Origin of the sequence: Robinsoniella sp. RHS, from assembly GCF_001029355.1 — a bacterium.
GTDB lineage: Bacteria > Bacillota > Clostridia > Lachnospirales > Lachnospiraceae > Robinsoniella > Robinsoniella peoriensis.
This window is the reverse complement of the sequence record NZ_JNGB01000028.1, coordinates 50,743-67,645: the sequence shown is the minus strand read 5'-3', so window position 1 is coordinate 67,645 and position 16,903 is coordinate 50,743. Positions and strand designations below refer to the sequence as shown.

Annotated in this window: 12 protein-coding genes; 4 read left to right on the top strand and 8 right to left on the bottom strand. The window is 43.3% G+C overall.

The features are described 5' to 3' along the window. The first annotated feature begins 183 nt into the window (after positions 1-183). Positions 184-480: a YciI family protein gene (locus RHS_RS14085; protein WP_027293081.1), complete on the top strand. Its 297-nt coding sequence runs from the start codon at positions 184-186 to the stop codon at positions 478-480. Here RHS_RS14085 and RHS_RS14080 read toward each other — a convergent pair. After that, a complete protein-coding gene (locus tag RHS_RS14080) occupies positions 477-1,772 on the bottom strand; it encodes a HAMP domain-containing sensor histidine kinase (protein WP_052430736.1) in 1,296 nt (431 codons plus the stop codon). The two genes, RHS_RS14085 and RHS_RS14080, sit on opposite strands and share 4 nt — an antisense overlap. Then, positions 1,765-2,451, bottom strand: coding sequence for a response regulator transcription factor (locus RHS_RS14075; RefSeq protein ID WP_047833540.1), 687 nt, complete (start codon positions 2,449-2,451; stop codon positions 1,765-1,767). The genes RHS_RS14080 and RHS_RS14075 overlap by 8 nt, the downstream gene beginning before the upstream one ends. A gap of 249 nt (positions 2,452-2,700) precedes the next feature. Here RHS_RS14075 and RHS_RS14070 point away from each other — a divergent pair, with 249 nt between their 5' ends. Together RHS_RS14070 and RHS_RS14065 are read left to right on the top strand one after the other, a co-directional pair. Then, positions 2,701-3,156 (top strand): DUF6323 family protein, encoded by a 456-nt coding sequence (locus RHS_RS14070; RefSeq protein ID WP_052430735.1) that lies wholly within the window; start codon positions 2,701-2,703, stop codon positions 3,154-3,156. Beyond that, entirely contained in the window at positions 3,149-4,321 is a 1,173-nt protein-coding gene (locus tag RHS_RS14065) for a DUF6179 domain-containing protein (protein ID WP_047833539.1), read from the top strand. The genes RHS_RS14070 and RHS_RS14065 overlap by 8 nt, the downstream gene beginning before the upstream one ends. 61 nt (positions 4,322-4,382) lie before the next feature. On the opposite strand, the gene RHS_RS14060 is transcribed toward RHS_RS14065, so the two are convergent. The 3 genes from RHS_RS14060 to RHS_RS14050 all read right to left on the bottom strand — a co-directional run bounded on the left by RHS_RS14060 (position 4,383) and on the right by RHS_RS14050 (position 7,655). Then, complete coding sequence (locus RHS_RS14060; protein ID WP_027293076.1) at positions 4,383-4,646, bottom strand: hypothetical protein; 264 nt, start codon at positions 4,644-4,646, stop codon at positions 4,383-4,385. Positions 4,647-4,658: 12 nt separating this feature from the next. Continuing rightward, positions 4,659-6,212 (bottom strand): hypothetical protein, encoded by a 1,554-nt coding sequence (locus RHS_RS14055; RefSeq protein WP_044294132.1) that lies wholly within the window; start codon positions 6,210-6,212, stop codon positions 4,659-4,661. A gap of 66 nt (positions 6,213-6,278) precedes the next feature. Then, complete coding sequence (locus RHS_RS14050; protein WP_047833538.1) at positions 6,279-7,655, bottom strand: monomethylamine:corrinoid methyltransferase; 1,377 nt, start codon at positions 7,653-7,655, stop codon at positions 6,279-6,281. Positions 7,656-7,827: 172 nt separating this feature from the next. Between RHS_RS14050 and ade the strand changes: the two genes are divergently transcribed. Continuing rightward, positions 7,828-9,525 carry an adenine deaminase gene (gene ade / locus RHS_RS14045; RefSeq protein ID WP_047833537.1) on the top strand — a complete coding sequence of 566 codons (1,698 nt, stop codon included), beginning with the start codon at positions 7,828-7,830 and terminating at the stop codon, positions 9,523-9,525. 148 nt (positions 9,526-9,673) lie between these two features. On the opposite strand, the gene RHS_RS14040 is transcribed toward ade, so the two are convergent. The 3 genes from RHS_RS14040 to murF form a co-directional block, all read right to left on the bottom strand. After that, entirely contained in the window at positions 9,674-14,332 is a 4,659-nt protein-coding gene (locus RHS_RS14040; RefSeq protein WP_047833536.1) for a lectin like domain-containing protein, read from the bottom strand. 11 nt (positions 14,333-14,343) lie between these two features. Next, entirely contained in the window at positions 14,344-15,303 is a 960-nt protein-coding gene (locus RHS_RS14035; protein ID WP_047833535.1) for an aldo/keto reductase, read from the bottom strand. Positions 15,304-15,527: 224 nt separating this feature from the next. Beyond that, positions 15,528-16,898, bottom strand: coding sequence for a UDP-N-acetylmuramoyl-tripeptide--D-alanyl-D-alanine ligase (gene murF / locus RHS_RS14030; protein WP_047833556.1), 1,371 nt, complete (start codon positions 16,896-16,898; stop codon positions 15,528-15,530). Positions 16,899-16,903 lie beyond the last annotated feature (5 nt).

Here is a 16,903-nt window from a genome sequence, read left to right as displayed (position 1 = left end):
TTATCATAATCCTATTTTACACAGAAAATTCTTAGCGCGTCTTTAGCTGATTCTTAACCAATCCTTAAAACTTAAAATCCTGACAATAACGCACACTCCCCTTACTCAGCTTACTACCCCCCTTTTATTTTCCACGAGCCAGGTATATAATTGAAGAAAATATAAATTCAGGAGGAAAACAACATGAAATATTTTATGATCGAAGGAATGATACTAGATGCAGATAAAATGACAGATGATATAATGAAAGAACATATGGCATATACACAAAAAGCAATGGATGAAGGAACAACATTACTGTCCGGACTGAAAACCGATATGAGCGGCGGTGTATTTATTATGAAATCCGATTCAAAAGAAAAAATTGAAAAGTATTTATCTCAAGAGCCTTTTAAAATACATGGCATACAAGAATACCGTATTCTTGAATTCCATTCCCATTACGTTAATTCTTCACCCGCAGAATGGTTTGATAATTAATACGTGAACTGCTCTTTTCCTGCAAGTCTTACAAACAGGGTAACCACAAAGCCATCTTCCCGGTTTTCGCAGTTGATACTGCCCCCCATCTGTTCCATAAAATACCGGGCTAAATACAGCCCCAGTCCTGCTCCGTTTATCTCTGCAGTATTTCTGCCCCGGTAGAACTTTTCAAATAGTAATGGTAAATCCTCTTTCGCTGCTCCTTTTCCAAAATCCCGGAAACATACTCTCAGATAATTCTCCTCACAGAAAGCAGAAATCTCAATAGAGGTATTAGCATATTTATAGGAATTGTTCATTACATTATCGATCACCTGCTGAAGCCGTAGTGGATCAGCTGCGATCATGCATTCCGGGATAGATTTCAGATCAGCCAGATGATTGTAATCAGCTGCCGCTATATAAGAACTCAGAATCTGGCTGCCCATTTCTAAAGTTTCCACTTTCAGCTTCTCTAATTCCTCCATAGTTGCCTGAAATAAATTTGTAATCAGTTGATTGATCTGTTCAGCTTTTTGTCCGATTGTTTCCAACTGTTTCTTCTCTTTATCGCTTCTTTGGAATGCCAGCATCAGCTCAGATATGGCTTGAATGGAAGCTACGGGAGTCTTAATATCATGACTTAATGATGCAACCAGCTCTTTTTTACTTTGATTTGCCTGACGCTCATTTTCCTTCGCCCTTTTTAATTCTTCACGCATCAGATCAAAACTTTCTGTAAATGCTCCAAATAAATTTGTATGATCCATTTCCAGCGGAACATTGAAATCCCCTCTTGCTATATTTCTTGCAAAATACTCCATTTTCTGAAATGGTACAAATAATTCCTTTCTCAGATACCAATAATATATTACGATGCAGAACAGAATGCCGCAAATCAAAATCACGCCGCATAAAAGAAATTGTTCTGTTTTTGATTTTAGAAATTCTTGAGAATTATTATGAAATACTGCCTTGCCAAGTAACACCCCATCTTTTTCGATATCCACGATAGTATCCCGATTAATAATCGACATTGACAGGTTCTCTGACAGCCCCTTTTCTGTCGCCATCAGAATCTTCCCGTCCCTGTCAAATATGGAAAATGCAAAAGAATAGGCATGGTTTACAGCCTGTCGGCTTCTTCCCTGTAGTAATTCATCCCAATGATCTGCTGCCTGCATTACAACATCATTCACGGCAGTAATATCCAGGTTCTGCACTTTGGCATCTGTCGCCGTCCAAAACATAAACCCCGCCATCATGACAAGGAATGCTGCTGTCACCGCTATGAATCCTTTATTAATCACGATACTCCTCCTCATATACGTATCCCGTTCCCCAGATTGTTTTTATTCGTTTGGGGTCATTAGGATTTTCTTCTATCTTCTCACGTATCCTTCGTATGTGCACGTTTAGTGTTCCATCTCCGGTTATAGCATCTTTCCAGACCTTTCGGAACAGTTCTTCTTTTGGAATAATGCGGTTTGCATTCTGTACCAGATATTCTAACAGCTGATATTCCATTGTCTTTAATTTTAATAGCGTACCATCTAAACTGGCCCTGGAAGTCTTAAAGTCCACAACCAAACCTCTGTCCTCAAACAAATCTCTGACATTTGACAGCTTCTGACGCCGAAGTACCGCCTTTACCTTCGCCAGGAGAATACTGAGTGAATATGGTTTTTTTATATAGTCATCTCCACCGATATTTAAAGCTATCAGCACATCATCATCGCTGGTTCTGGCACTGATAAACAAAATAGGAACCTGTATTTTTTCCCTGAGCTCTTTACACAATGCAAATCCAGAATCATTCCCCAGATTGATATCCAGAAGAATCATCTCCGCCTGATTCTCTCCAAAAAATTTCAGACATTGGCTTTTTGTATAAACAACCGCTGTTTTCACATCAAACATATTAAAGTATTCACAGGTACTGTCAGCAAGTGCTTCCTCATCATCTACTATCAGGCAGTCATATTTCATCTTGATACTCACCCAGTGCTGCAGGATACATCCTGCAATACTTCCTTTCTACTTTCCGGTATTTTATTTTAAAGTAAAAAAGTGCCCCAAACGGACACTTTTTTATAGCTTTTCTGCTATTATATTACCACAAAATCGCGATTTTTTCAAGTCTTGCAGTTACAATTCTAAGGGTGTATATATTATATACCTGTCAATTTCTGAGGGAATACTCTCCCTCCGAACTTTATAAATAGAAAGGATATTCTTATGAATGAATCCGCACTGACTTCACTCCTGTTAAATGCCGATAAAAAAAATTTTCTCACTAACCTGGTATCCTGTAACCAATACACTCAGCAGTTTGGTATTGCGCTCTCGGAAGAAGATGCTGCACAGCTTATGGAATGCCGCAGAGAAGTACTGACAGAATTTGGACGTATTGAATTTGAGGGTGGTATTCTTCCAAAACTGATCTATGAATTTTGTGACTCTTCTTACATTTATCAGGACAATTATCTGGATACTCTTATATCACTTCAGAATATTTTTTACCTGTACAAAAATGAGTCTCTCGATGAATTAAGTGATGACGACCTTCTTCATTATATGAAAGTACACTTTGAAGGCGAATGCGAAGGTTCACTGGAATACCTGGAAGACACCTGCCTGAATCATTTCTGCCGTAAAATCCGAAAAGGATGGAAAGGACAATTTGATGAATAAAAGCCAATTCCCCTCTGATGTCACCCTGGAAGAAGTGCTTCCCCTTCTTGCAAAAAGGGTTCGAAAATATACCAGTGCTGAAAGTACCTCTGTTACAAACGAAACTGCCAGGCAGATTCTTCTTTCTATTTTGTATTGTCTGGAAGATACAAATGCTTCCTCTATGAATCTTATAACAGGAACAGAGTCTGTCGAGGAGCGTTTTTCATCCGGTTTGAAACACAAACAGCAGTTACTGGATGAGTCACGGTACCTGTTGGAACATATACAGGCACATTTACTTCCCATCGAAAACGATGTTTACAAACGGACCATCTTAACCGGTATTCCTCCATTCTTCCATGATTATGATGTTTATTTTGGAGCACATCTAAGCCCCGGCTCCATTGATTATCCTCTCTGTTTAGAAATAGAGGGACTGACAGGAATTGATTTCATAGCAGAATATCTGCACAGATTTCATTTGGAAGAAACCTTTTTATCTTATTTTTCTGTATCTGTTATCAGGGAGGTATTGCGGGGCTACCATAGTGATTTTGAAAATCTTCTGGTTAACATTTTTCAGATTGTATTTCAAAATGCGATCGGCTGTGTATTATGCAATACCAGCGTTTATATGCTGGACATCCACCCATGGATCAGATCCAGGCTTTACCGCCATTTATCCGCTTTTACCAAGGTACAGCTAAAACGTCTTTTACGGACAGCACTTGCGCATTTAATTCTGGAACTTTCCCTGGAAAAAGAAGAAGAACTGGTTTCCTTTCTTTCCTGTGCACTGGAATTATTCCAGGAATCCCTATATCAATATATCCAATTAGGTCAAATCGGCCATGTCTTTGTTTCACGGTCCGCTGATGTGACTGTACCTGTATCTGAATTTGAAGATGGCGAAATGATGGATGATGAAAAACTGCGGTTATTCATTGAAGAGATGCAGGAATGCCGGTATCTTTCCGATAAGATCGGGATGATACGGGAACAGATCCATTCCCTGAGCGACCTGGAAGAAGTTTTAAAAGAATGTTTCTGGGATGCGGAATATCCGGAAGTATTTCAGCTTCTTTCACCGCCGGAGGCGGATGCTCTGCAAGCGAATATAAAGCTGAAACAAGACTTCGGCAGCCCGCTGGAAGAATGGGAAAAATATTTGGCACGTATATAAAAATTTTGGCACATATATAAAAGCAGGAGCAGCTCAATCGCTGCTCCCTCATAAAATACACTTATATAATCATGACTTCTTCCCCATACTCAATATAAAGTTCATCAATTAACTGCTGTCCTGCCCGGGCAATAAAACCGTTTTGATCCAGTTCTTTTAGGGGCTGGATTTCTACGTCCCTGACATCATTGCGTCCTTTGATAAACACTTTATCTCCCCATTCTTTCATCAGCGAATACTTTGCATCCTCATCAATATAAATCACTTTTTTCTTATCATCTGCTTTTTCATAAGGTCTTAATACTCTGACACACTTAACATCCATTCTAATTTCCTCCTATACGTAATCATATCTGCGCGGCACATCCATCAGCTTCTTGTGTGTAAAATGGAAAATAAAGCAGATTACAGCGCAGATCAGATACCCTACAGCATACGGGAAGGACATTGTATCGATCCCAAATCCCAGCATTGGGGCATGCATAAATCCAAAGAACGACAGTATGGATGCTATGATAAGCGCATATCCTGCCTTATCCAGTCTTCTGTCAATGATGAATACCACAACCGTTGCCCAGAGTATACTGGTAAGAATTGCCCCATGTCGCATTGCTGCAACACCATGCCAGGTGACTCCGTAATTCAGCATGGTCTGAGAAACCGTATCACTGCTGTTCATCGTAAGGGTATCTTCCAAAAAGATTCCAAAAGAACCTAAGGCATCTCGTACATATGTATACAAAACGTCCGCTATATGCGGAATCAGTGCAATGGCAACTGCAGCGCCGTGTCTTCTAGGCACATCTGTGCTGGACTGGACTACCATCAGAATTGCACACCATAAGAAGGTTATGGATGCTATTACTGCAGGCATCAGAGAATTGAAGAATCCATAAACGCCAAACAGCGCAGATGCTCCAAACAGTACTCCGGTAACCCATGAATATCCGGTTCCTGTTCCGCTTTTCTTCAGACCCGGGTGACCCAGCCATACTGTATTTGGTATAATTCCACCAAACAATGCAGATAACATCGTACAGCACCCATCCGCAATCTGAGCATGTCCCACATTGTAGTCATCTCCTGCTGCAATGGCGGATTCCACGTTATCCATGGTTTCGATAAAGTTATATACTTCAATTGGGATAATAACTCCCAGATACGGCACAATCAGTTTAAATCCGGCCAGTATATTTGCTCCGGAGAAATATGGAAGTACTACTCCGACTGTAGAGGTGTCAATCTGTACTCTTCCAAGACAGATAGCGTACACCACACCAAAGACCACGGATACCAAAAGCATAGGGATCTTCTTCTTAAATACATAACCGCCGATTAAACCGATAATTGCAATGATAAGAACCGGCATTCCCAATACGGGATCATGATAAACCTCAAATAAACCAACCGTTGCCATCCATACGAGACCAATTCCCGCAACTGCACCAAGCATAGCTGCTCTGGGAATAATTCTTCTGATATACGGTCCGACAAATCCTCCGATTAACTCAATAAATCCTCCCAGGAAACAGGCTGCAACTGCTGCTGTCCAACATTCTTCCGGTGACAGCCCGGCATAATGAAGCGGATAAATAACTCCATACAGATAGACGAACATCGCCGGAGTGGATACACCGGAAGGTAGTGCGGTGACATCTGTTCTTCCTGTTCTCTTTGCCAGTTTTCTGCCCATATAGGCATAGATAAAACCGCTGGCCATAAGTCCGATGGACAATCCCGGAACCACTCTGCCATAGATGATATCATCTGTCCATCCAATACCCTGTAATGCGTAAATTATAATAATGTAATTGACCAGGTTTCCCACGAAAGAATAAACTACGCCGCCTACATCTTCTGCCTTAAATAAGCGCATTGCTTTTGTATTCATTTTTCTTTCCTCTCTCTTTTGTCCTTTTTTCTTTTTTCAAAGTTCAATACAACTCATCCATTTATTCTAAAACTGAATACCCATTTCTTTAAGTTCTGCTCTTACTTCCTCATACATTGCCAGCCATTCCGGAAGCGGGGTAATTGTCTCCATATCATATGCTTCATTAAATGGCTTTCCGCAGTTTCCGTCTTCCATACGGAATACATGCTCATATTTATCCAGCAGTTTTAATACAATTTCATTTGCCTCTTCACGCGTCATCTTTTGTTTTGCAACCGCTTTGCCCACTTCACCCATAAGGCGCACTTCCAGCCCGGTTCCGTTTGGTTTATTTCCATTTGCAGATCCCAGTCCTTCCAGATGCCCGCCGCTGACGGTAACCACGATTGTATTTGCGGCTACTTCATACAACAGTTCTTTTGTCATAGCGCCGCTGCTTGGCCAAAGATCGCATACTATAATTGCCGGAGCATTCTTGGCAAATGTCTGGCAGAGTACAGACTGGAGCCACAGACAGCCTCTTGCTGTGGTTGCCACATCCTGGATATGGATCGGATGACAGAGATGATAATCCGCCATACAGACCAGATTCGCTGCCATTATGGATGCCAGCATGACAATCGTTGCTCCCGGAGCATCCCCTGCAAGACCACCAACCATGGTACATGCCAGGGATGCATTCTTCATTCCATAGTCCAGTGAATTTGCTGCACGTACTAAATTACCGTTATCAATCATTAATTCATTAAACATTGCAACCAGATGGGAATCGCATGGACGAAGACGCTTTTCTCCAACTGCCGCATAATCTCCAACTTCTGTAACAGCACTTTCTGCCGCTAAAAGCCCCATTCCTTCTCTTCCGACTTCCTTAAGGGCTTTGTGAAGATATTCCATTTCGCGGCGCACTGCCACTACTTCCGTTACATCACCGCTGGTTACCGCATAACCATCTACATCTACTAATGATCCGCAAGTCAAAAGATCAATGACCGGCTCCTTTGCAGCACTTAAAATAATGGGATAATATAAGGATTCCGGTGTCGGACATCCCGGGTTTCCTGCCCATACAACCGGTAAGGATTCATCTTCTATTTTTCGGGCTTTCAAAGTTACCGCATCTTTGCCTTCCCCCATTACCAGCTCGGTCTTCATATTTCTCAGACCTTCTTCAATCTCTTCTTTTTCAAAATGAATGATCCGCTTTGTACTCATATTGTAAATACCAAGATCTACGATCAGTTTTTTTGCTGCTTCGAACATATCATCCAACAGTTTTTCATCATTTGGAATAATGACTTGTTTATCCCAGCTAAAGTCATAATCCTCAACCAAATCCCTCACTCCGTCGATGATGTAGTCCAGATCCCAATCATCTTTTTCCACTGCAGGACCTGTTTTTCCTCTTGCACAAATTTCTAAAAATTTCTTCGTATCCATGTTTTTCCTCCTTCGTTTGTGTAATCATTATAGCAGAAAGCTCCTTCAACTTGCAACAGAATAATCTCTGTGTTAGACTGTTACAAAAGAATCGTATTACTGTTCACAGGCGCCGGTAAACGGTAATTCCGCCTATGAAAAAACAAATATAATTCAGGAAAGGTTTCTAATTATGACATCAAAACAAACCTTATGCGAGGCTGCTTCCGGCAGGATCCCGGCTGATACAGTCTTTAAAAACGGAAAAATTATTAATGTAATTACTCAGGAGATTTATGCTGCAGATGTGGCTGTTTACCAGGGCATGATTGTGGGCATTGGCTCTTATCACGGAAGCAGTGAAATCGACTGCAGTGGAAAGTATCTCTGTCCGGGGTTAATGGATGCCCATCTGCATATCGAAAGCTCCATGGTAACCCCCTGCGAAATGACAAAATCTGTTTTGCCGGATGGAACTACAACGCTTATTGCAGATCCCCATGAAATGGTAAACGTATGTGGAAGCAAAGCTATTGACTATCTGCTGAAAGCCGCCGCAAAGCTGCCGGTAAATTTATTCGTTATGCTTCCCTCTTCGGTACCTGCAACACCATTTGAGACAAATGGTGCCAAATTTGAAGCCGAAGATATTCATACTTATATCCATCATCCCCGTGTGTTAGGGCTGGGCGAAGTTATGTGCTTTCCCCAGGTACTATCAGGGGATGCCTCCATCTTTGAAAAATTAGAGCTGGCTAAAGAAAAAACAGCAGATGGACATGCGCCGGGACTTTCCGGGCAGGAAATTCAGACCTATGCATGTGCCGGAATCGCGACAGATCATGAATGCGTACATTTTGAAGAAGCTCTGGCAAAATGCCGGGCGGGCATGAAAATTCTGGTACGGGAAGGCAGTGCTGCCAAAAATATAGACGGCATCATCCCCGGATTGGTACAAAGCCAGCTGCCATTGGATCAATTTCTCCTGTGCACCGATGATAAGCATCTGGAGGATATCTGGAAAGAAGGCCATATCAGCCACTGTGTACGCCGAAGCATTGCCCTTGGCCTGAAACCTGCTGCTGCCATTGCCATGGCAAGCATACATACGGCCAGAACCTACGGTCTTACCGGTTACGGAGCCATAGCTCCAGGATACCATGCAGACCTGCTGATTCTGGATGACCTGGAAAATTTTGCGGTATCCTCCGTATATAAAGACGGGCGCCTGGTGACCCCTCAGTGGATGGAGCAGTTAGAAGACATTCCCATTCCCGCAGACCTGCTGCATACCGTACATTTCCAGGAAATTACTACCTCACAGTTAGCACTGCCCTATAAAGAAGACATGCATGTTATTGAAATGGTTCCACACCAGATCCTTACTAAAAATGTAATCGCCCAGGTTCCAGCCAAAGACGGACTCTTCTGTCCGGGAGACGGCTATACGAAGCTATGCGTTGTAGAAAGGCACAGGGGAACCGGAAATATCGCCATTGCCCCCTTAAAAGGTTTTGGAATTAGAGATGGGGCAATTGCCACTACCGTAGCTCATGACAGTCATAATATTATAGCCGCCGGAGACAATGACCAGGATCTTGCCGCCGCCATAAACCATTTAAAACAGATTCAGGGGGGATATGTAATCGCTTCAAAGGGCAAGGTCCTGGCATCTCTGCCCCTTCCTTTATTTGGTCTTATGAGCACCGCTTCCGGAAAAGTTACCAGTGAAATCACTTCCAAAATGTTAAAACTGGCACATGAAATGGGTATCCCCGAATATTTTGACCCATTTATAACACTGTCCTTTATGGCACTTCCGGTAATTCCGGAAATCCGCCTTACAGACCTGGGACTCTTTGACAGTACGGCACAGAAGTTCATAAATTAAAATCGAATAAAAAAAACCATCGATTTGTTGCTAAAAACAACTGAAAAAAATGCAGATATTCCAATCGTTCCATACGGGCATTTGATTATACCGTTATGGACAGATCGGAATATCTGCACATTAGTTCCAAAGACTACTGGAATACCTTCTATTTTTTTATCACAATCCTTTTTACTTTACTGTACTTTCCATAGATTTTCTTACCGCAGGAATCCTTTTTATAAGCCCGGACTTTTACGTAATAGGTTCTGCCCTTTTTCAGCTTACTGATTTTCTTGCTCGTTTTCGTCGTGTTTAATGATTTTCTGCTCTTTTTGAAAGATGCGTTTTCTGCATAACAGATCTGATATCCGCCTGCTCCCTTCACATCCTTTATTTTTACAGCCAGCTGCCTTTTCTTTGAATTGGACAGTTTAATGGAACTTACCCTGGCAGTGCTTACCTTTGACCAATGTGCATACAGTGTCTGCTTCTTTTGAAGTGATACTAGGGAACCTGAAGTTATTTTCTTTCCTCCTGTTTTCGCTGTATACCACCCTTTAAATGCATATTTGGATCTCTTTGGGGTTGGCAGACTGCCGTAACGGTTCCCATTTTTTACCCTAAAGGACGATATGTCTGTCTTGCCTCCGTTACCATTCAGGATAACCTGAAATTCCGAAATCTTTTTTGTGGTAACTGACAAAACCTGACTTAATGGACTCGCTTTATAAATTTCATTTTCTTTCGACCTAGCATGAACCCGATAATTTGTATTGGGCTTCAGGCCTGAGAATACACCGCCGTTCTGCCACCTTTTTCCTCCATCGATGGAGTATTCCAGACCATTCACCGTTCTTATGGTAACCACAGTCTCCGTTATTCCTATAGATACGGGCGCCGCAGGCGCCACGGCACTACGTTTGTCAGTTCTCACATCCAATGCCTGGCTTACCGGACTTTCCATTTTGTTTGCTGTCCTGCATACCCTGGTTATAACCCGGTAGATACGATTTGGTACAAGTCCGCTGAACGTACTGCCCTGCTTCCAGTTCTTGCCTTCGTTAATGGAATACTCCTGACCGCTCATTTCCTTTATTGTTATAAAGTCACTTCCTGCAGATTTTAGCTGCGGTACATCCGGCGCTTCTGCCGAAGACTGCAGCGTAAGAACCGGTAAAGGTTCGCTGACAGCACTTTCCATCACTGTATCGGTCTCCGCCTGCTTTGTAAAAATATAGTACCATGCCTGATCTTCCAATCGTTCAAATATTCCGCTGCTCTGCCAAATGAGTGCATCCCCATTTATGCTGCTTTCTGTTGTAATCGCATAGACCTGCCCCGGTACTGTATTTACTATAATGCTGTGATCCAATCGCTGGGCTGCTTCCGGTGCCGCTGGCGCTTGGGGCGCACTATCTTTCGTTCGCAAGGACAATACTTCACTGGTATTTCCTGCCGCAGTTATCCCGGTTTCTGCTATGCGTGTGGCAATCTCATACTCAGTTCCAGGTTCCAGTCTTTCGAATAATCCGCTGTCCTGCCATTGGGCGAACTCCGTTTCCCCCGAAACTTTTATACTGTATTCCTGGCCTGGCTGGGTTTCCACTTCCACAGATATATCTGTACGTTTTATCACTACAGGCGCAGAAACTGCATCTGGCGCCACTTTCCTGGTCTCTGCCACTAGCCCTTCGCTCACTTTTCCGGGCATTTCCGTCTCTGTTCCCGATTTCCTTGCAAAGATCAGATATTCCGTCTTCGGCTGTAACCCTGTAAAAATTCCAGATTCCTGCCAGTTTGCACCATCATTTATGAAATCCTCCGGGTTATTTGCAGCAGCATTCAGAGCATCATCTCCTGCACTTGATAACACATCTATGACCTCTTCCCCACTTACTTGGCCTATTAATATATATTCTTGCCCCGGTCTTGCCTGTACTGTTATACTATTATCCGTTGCATATAATAACTGCGGTTTTTCCACAGCAGCCGGCGGCTCCGCCTTTGTTCTTGCCTGTGCCGGATTACCTGCACTGCTTGCCATGGCAGTATCCGTTTCACAGATTCTGGCTATGATATCATATTCCGTTTCCGGGTTCAGTCCTTCAAAAATGCCTTCTGCCTGCCATTCCCCGTAATTATCTTCCGCTGACAGCTTAATGGCATATTCCTGCCCCGGCACTGTCTGAACCGTAATTTTCCTGTCCAGCCTTTCCAGGACAGCCGGTGCGTCCGGTGCCTGAGGCGGCGCATTCTTGGTTCGCACATGCAGAGGAACGGACGGTTTGCTGGCAGCGGTATCCTCTGTTTCAGCAAATCTCGTAATTACCTGATAATCTGTACCAGGGAGTAATCCTTCAAACAGTCCGCTAAATCCGCCTTCTGTCTGTTCAGCCATCTTCCAGTTTCCTCCATTGTCAATGGAATACTCCTGCCCATACACAACTTTCACCACAATACTATAATCCGTCACTGCATCCGGTAACTCAGCGATTTCAGCCTGTGCAGGTGGATTTTGTGCGCTTTTTTTCGTTTCAGCCACAACATAGTAAGCATTTCCAATGTGATTTACCGGCGCCTGAAGGCCATCTTCCATATCAGAAATCTCGGTCAGGAGATGATCCTCCGTAACCCTTACCGCAAATAGCCTGGTTCTGTCCTCCTCATATTCCAGAGGCTTTGGAAAATGCAGCACGACATTTTCATCACTGGATAAAGAAATTTCATTTCCATCTGCGGTAGTACTGATTGCATAAACAGTAAATAATCTGCCTCCGATCCTGCTCAGGCTCTCACGGATCTCATCATAGATTCCTTCTTCCATTTCACAGACCCGTGCGCTGAAATTCACACCTTTTGGCAGATAACTGCGGCTGTCAGTCAATGTCACCCCGTTATCCGTTAATACCGTATCCGGGACAGTAAACCGATACTTGTAGCAGATGCTGCCGGACTGGCCTTTTCCCACAACCGTTACAATTTTATCCTCGAAAGCCGATCTGGGAATTGCATCCTCCCCATTATAAATCTGATCGTCTATCTGTATTTCAACTTCACCCTGATCTTCCAAAACCGGATGTAACCTTATAAATGCAGAAGCAGGCGGCAAGGTAATCTGAACTTCCTGTGAATCCGACACTTCTGCGCTGATTCCGCTTTCGATTTCCTGCATTCGGGAATCCAGGCTGTCAACCGTAACCGACTTTACCCTGGCGGTAACTGCATTATCTACTGTAAATGCTTTGATCATAACATTTCCGGAATACACATTGTTACTTTTATATGGATTTTCGGCTAAATCCGTCCAGCCATTTCCCTGATTCCAGAAACTTTGCCCTTTCTCTACCTTAGCATTCGTAAAAGCTTCACCTCCGAACACAGGTGACGTAGATGCAAGTTCCAGAGGTACGTAGCTTCCCTTATCTCCGGTGATTAACTGTACCACGGAAAACTGGTCGCCCGTCTGCAGAAGAAGAGGTTTCTCTAATTCTAAGGTATGGTATCCTCCATAGGAAACGGTTTCTGTCTGTTCTGCCACAAGCATTCCACTCTGTGGATTATCCCCCTCAGGATTTTTATAAACCTGAATCCGAACCTCTGATCCTGGCTCTGTGGTAACTGCGGAAACAGCCTTTAATGTTTCATATGCCCCCGCTGTAAATACGTTTGCAACCATCACCTTACTTTGAGGATATCTCAATATACCATAAACGCTTTTCATTCCTAAAAAATCATACTGATAATTGTGATCATACCGGTAATTTCCCTCATTATCCGGCAGATCCAGATAAAAACTGGTGAATTCACAGACAGACTGGTCATAATAAGACAAATAAAAACAGCCTTCATTTCCCCAGTTTTTGCCCCAGCTATTTTTCACGATCCACGCTCCGTTTCCCGGGGGACGGCGGTTCGGCAGAAAATTGTCTGCTGAATAGTCATCATCCCACCCTACTATGGATACCTCATGATTGGCTGTTAAATACTGATCTGTATACTGAGCATAAGTTTTATTGTTAATGTAAGTGCCATTGACCGAAGTCTGATCCGGTCTGCTCTGATCTGCATAATACGATACATCCACTGCCCCGTTATTCATCAGAGCCTTTTTTATTGTATTAACTGCATCCCGGTCCAGCCTATATCCGCTCTTTGCAGCATAGTTATCAAAAACAGCCGTTCCGGGAAGAAAATCTGCATTTTGCAGATGTCCAGCGGAATCGTAAAGTTTTTCCTTATCCACCGACCAGACCTGTGATTTTCCTGTCAGGTAGGGCACTTGCGATTCCAACTCCACGCCTGCCCAGGAAGACAAAAGTCCGGTAGCTATCTGACGGTTTCCTCCTACGTCAAAAGGCTGTCCCTTTGAGGAAATAATTCCTTCCCCTTCCTGCTGCTGATAGGAAAACCAGGTCAGATGTCTTTCTGAATAGTCCGGGATTTCTGCATTTGTATTTCTACTCTCACTTGCCTGTACCATAACAGAACTTTCCATAGCAGAAAGTGTCCCAAATGCCCAGCAGCTGCCCCAGGGGCTCTGGTTCTTGACAGGGGAAGCCAACGCCTGCTGCCGCAGATCAAACTGCTGTGGCAAAACAGATCTGGTCCTGCGTCTGCTTCTCCCCTCATAATTATAAAACTGCTGGTCAATTCCGCTTGGGATATGCCCCATATCAGAAATTTCCGGTTTCTGGTCACTGCCCAGTCTTTCCGGCGTCTCATTCTCAGCAAACGCTGTCAGTGAAACAGCCGATAAGAAAAATAGGGAGAGTGCTGCCGTCTGTGTAAATTTACCGATATACTGTAATAATTTTTTCTCTTTCAAAAAATCCCCCCTTACAAAAAATCTGCCTTTTCAAACGCAATATCCAACATCCCAACAGCCTCTTCAATCTGGGCTATGTTCTTTGGCCCATAGAGCGGCACACAAAAAGTGTCCTGCTGTGTAAAAAAGCCCAATACAACCTGGGAAACAGTAGCGCTGTATTTTCTGGTAAGTAATTTTACCCGTTCTGCCATCTCCACATTTTCTTTTACAAAATAAGGACTGTCCTTTACTGCTTCTGCACCCTGGGTTATATACTTGTGAAAGAATCCCCCGCAGACACCCATATAAGGCATCAGTACATTATTGGCATTCTCCTTGTGATAAGACAACATTTCCTCATCCACTTTCACCATCGTATCATCCGGCAATGGTTTCATAAAACAAGATCCCAGATTATAAAGTGCCTGATTTGCAGCAAATCCCCGATATCCCATCTTTTTACAATATGCATCCGCCTCTTGCATACGTTTGGCGGACCAGTTAGAACAGCCATAATAACGGATTTTCCCCTCTCTCACAAACTGTTCCATTACCTCTGTCAATTCTTCCACCGACTGATTTGTATCATCCCGGTGATAAAAATAAAGATCTATGTAATCTGTCTGTAAAGCTCTTAATGAAGCTTCCAGATCATGGCGCATTTCCGCTTTGCCCATACGGCTTAGATGTAAGTCAGGCTTTTCCACCGTCATATCCGGATGACCGCCTTTGGTCACAATTACCGTATCATGTCTCTTCTTACTTCTGTGAATCCATTCTCCGATCACTCTTTCACTTCTTCCCGTCTCCGGCTTAACCCAGTCAGAATACACTCTTGCCGTATCGATCATATTTCCGCCCAGATATAAAAACGTATCAAAAAGCCTGTCTGCTTCCTGTCCGTCAAAGTTCAACCCGGCTGTAGCTGTACCCAGCCCCAGGGGCAGCACACTCAGGTCTGTATCGGGTATCATGATATTCTTTTTCATAGAATCCTCCTGCTATACTTTGGTTTTCTTTTTATTATAGTTGGTAAAATCTGTTTACACAACCTGAAATCATATCTTACCGGTATCATTATTTTTCGAAATATAAAAGCAGAAAGCCTTCTGTCCGGCCAGGCGCTTCCTGTTACGGAAACTGCCTGTTTGCCGGTTACAGAAGTCTTTCTGCTTTCCATCCCAGTTTAACGATGTGAATTTTCAAACATACTCTACAGCTCGCGCAGCTTTTCTACTACATTTTCAAAATGCATTCCATGAGAAGCCTTAACCAGTACCGTATCACCCTTCTTAATCAATCCCGGCAGGACTTCTGTCAGGCAATCCAGGTTTTCTGCATAGACCACCTCCTGGCAGCCGCCCGCTTCCTTTGCAGCCTGCGCCATATTCTTACTCATTTCTCCCACACAGATCAGGAGATCAATTTTATGTTCTGCCGCATATGCACCCACTTCTGCGTGGAGCAGTGCCGCATCTTCCCCAAGCTCAAACATATCGCCCAGGATTGCAGCTTTCCTCTGTTGTGCATCTTTTAATACGTCTAAAGATGCTTTCATGGAGGATGGACTGGCATTATAACAGTCATCCACGATAGTGATGGTATCTGTCTCAATAATATGGAATCTGCCGCCAAGAGATTCTAACTTCTCAATCCCTGTTTTAATTTCCTCCATGCTAAGCCCCAGGGTTCTTCCCACCGCTGTGGCTGCCAGTGCATTTAGCACCATATGGTATCCGGGAATTGGCACAACTGCCTGAAAGCTTTCCCCTCCGGCATGGATCTCACACTGGATACCCTTAAGACCTCGTGGAATAATGTGATCTGCATAGACTTCCCTACCGCTTTCAACACCGAAGAATATTGGGGTAATCCCCTTTATTTCATTGATCGTGGCAAGTTTATCATCATCTCCGTTTAAGATAATCTTTCCATCTTCGGCAATATAATCAAAAATCTCAGACTTTGCTTTCAGTATCCCATCTCTGCTTTTTAAAAATTCCAGATGGCACAGTCCAATGTTTGTCAGTACACAGATATCCGGCTTTGCCACTTTACTCAGTCTGTGCATTTCTCCAAAGTCACTGATTCCCATTTCCAGAACTGCAATCTCATGTTCCTCTCTTAACCGGAATACGGTCAGAGGCAGACCCAGCTCATTATTAAAATTACCAAGAGTCTTCAGGACCTTATATTTTTCAGCCAATACAGAAGCTATTATTTCCTTTGTGCTGGTCTTGCCAACACTGCCGGTAATACCAACCACTTTCACAGGCAGCTGCTGTCTGTAATACTCCGCAATATCTTTTACCGCCTGCAGAGTCGAATCTACCAGAATGTAAGGACCTGGCTGATTCTCCGGTTTTACTTCCACCAATGCACCACGGGCTCCTTTTTCAAATACCTGGGGAAGGAATCGATGTCCGTCTGCCCGTTCCCCCTTTACCGCAACAAACAGACAGCCGTCTTCTGCTTTACGGCTGTCTGTTGTAATGCTGGTAACCTCTGTTTCACTCTTGTCTTTATCTCCGTAATATATGCCCTGACATACTTTTGCAATCTGACTTAAAGACATATTTTTCATCTCAT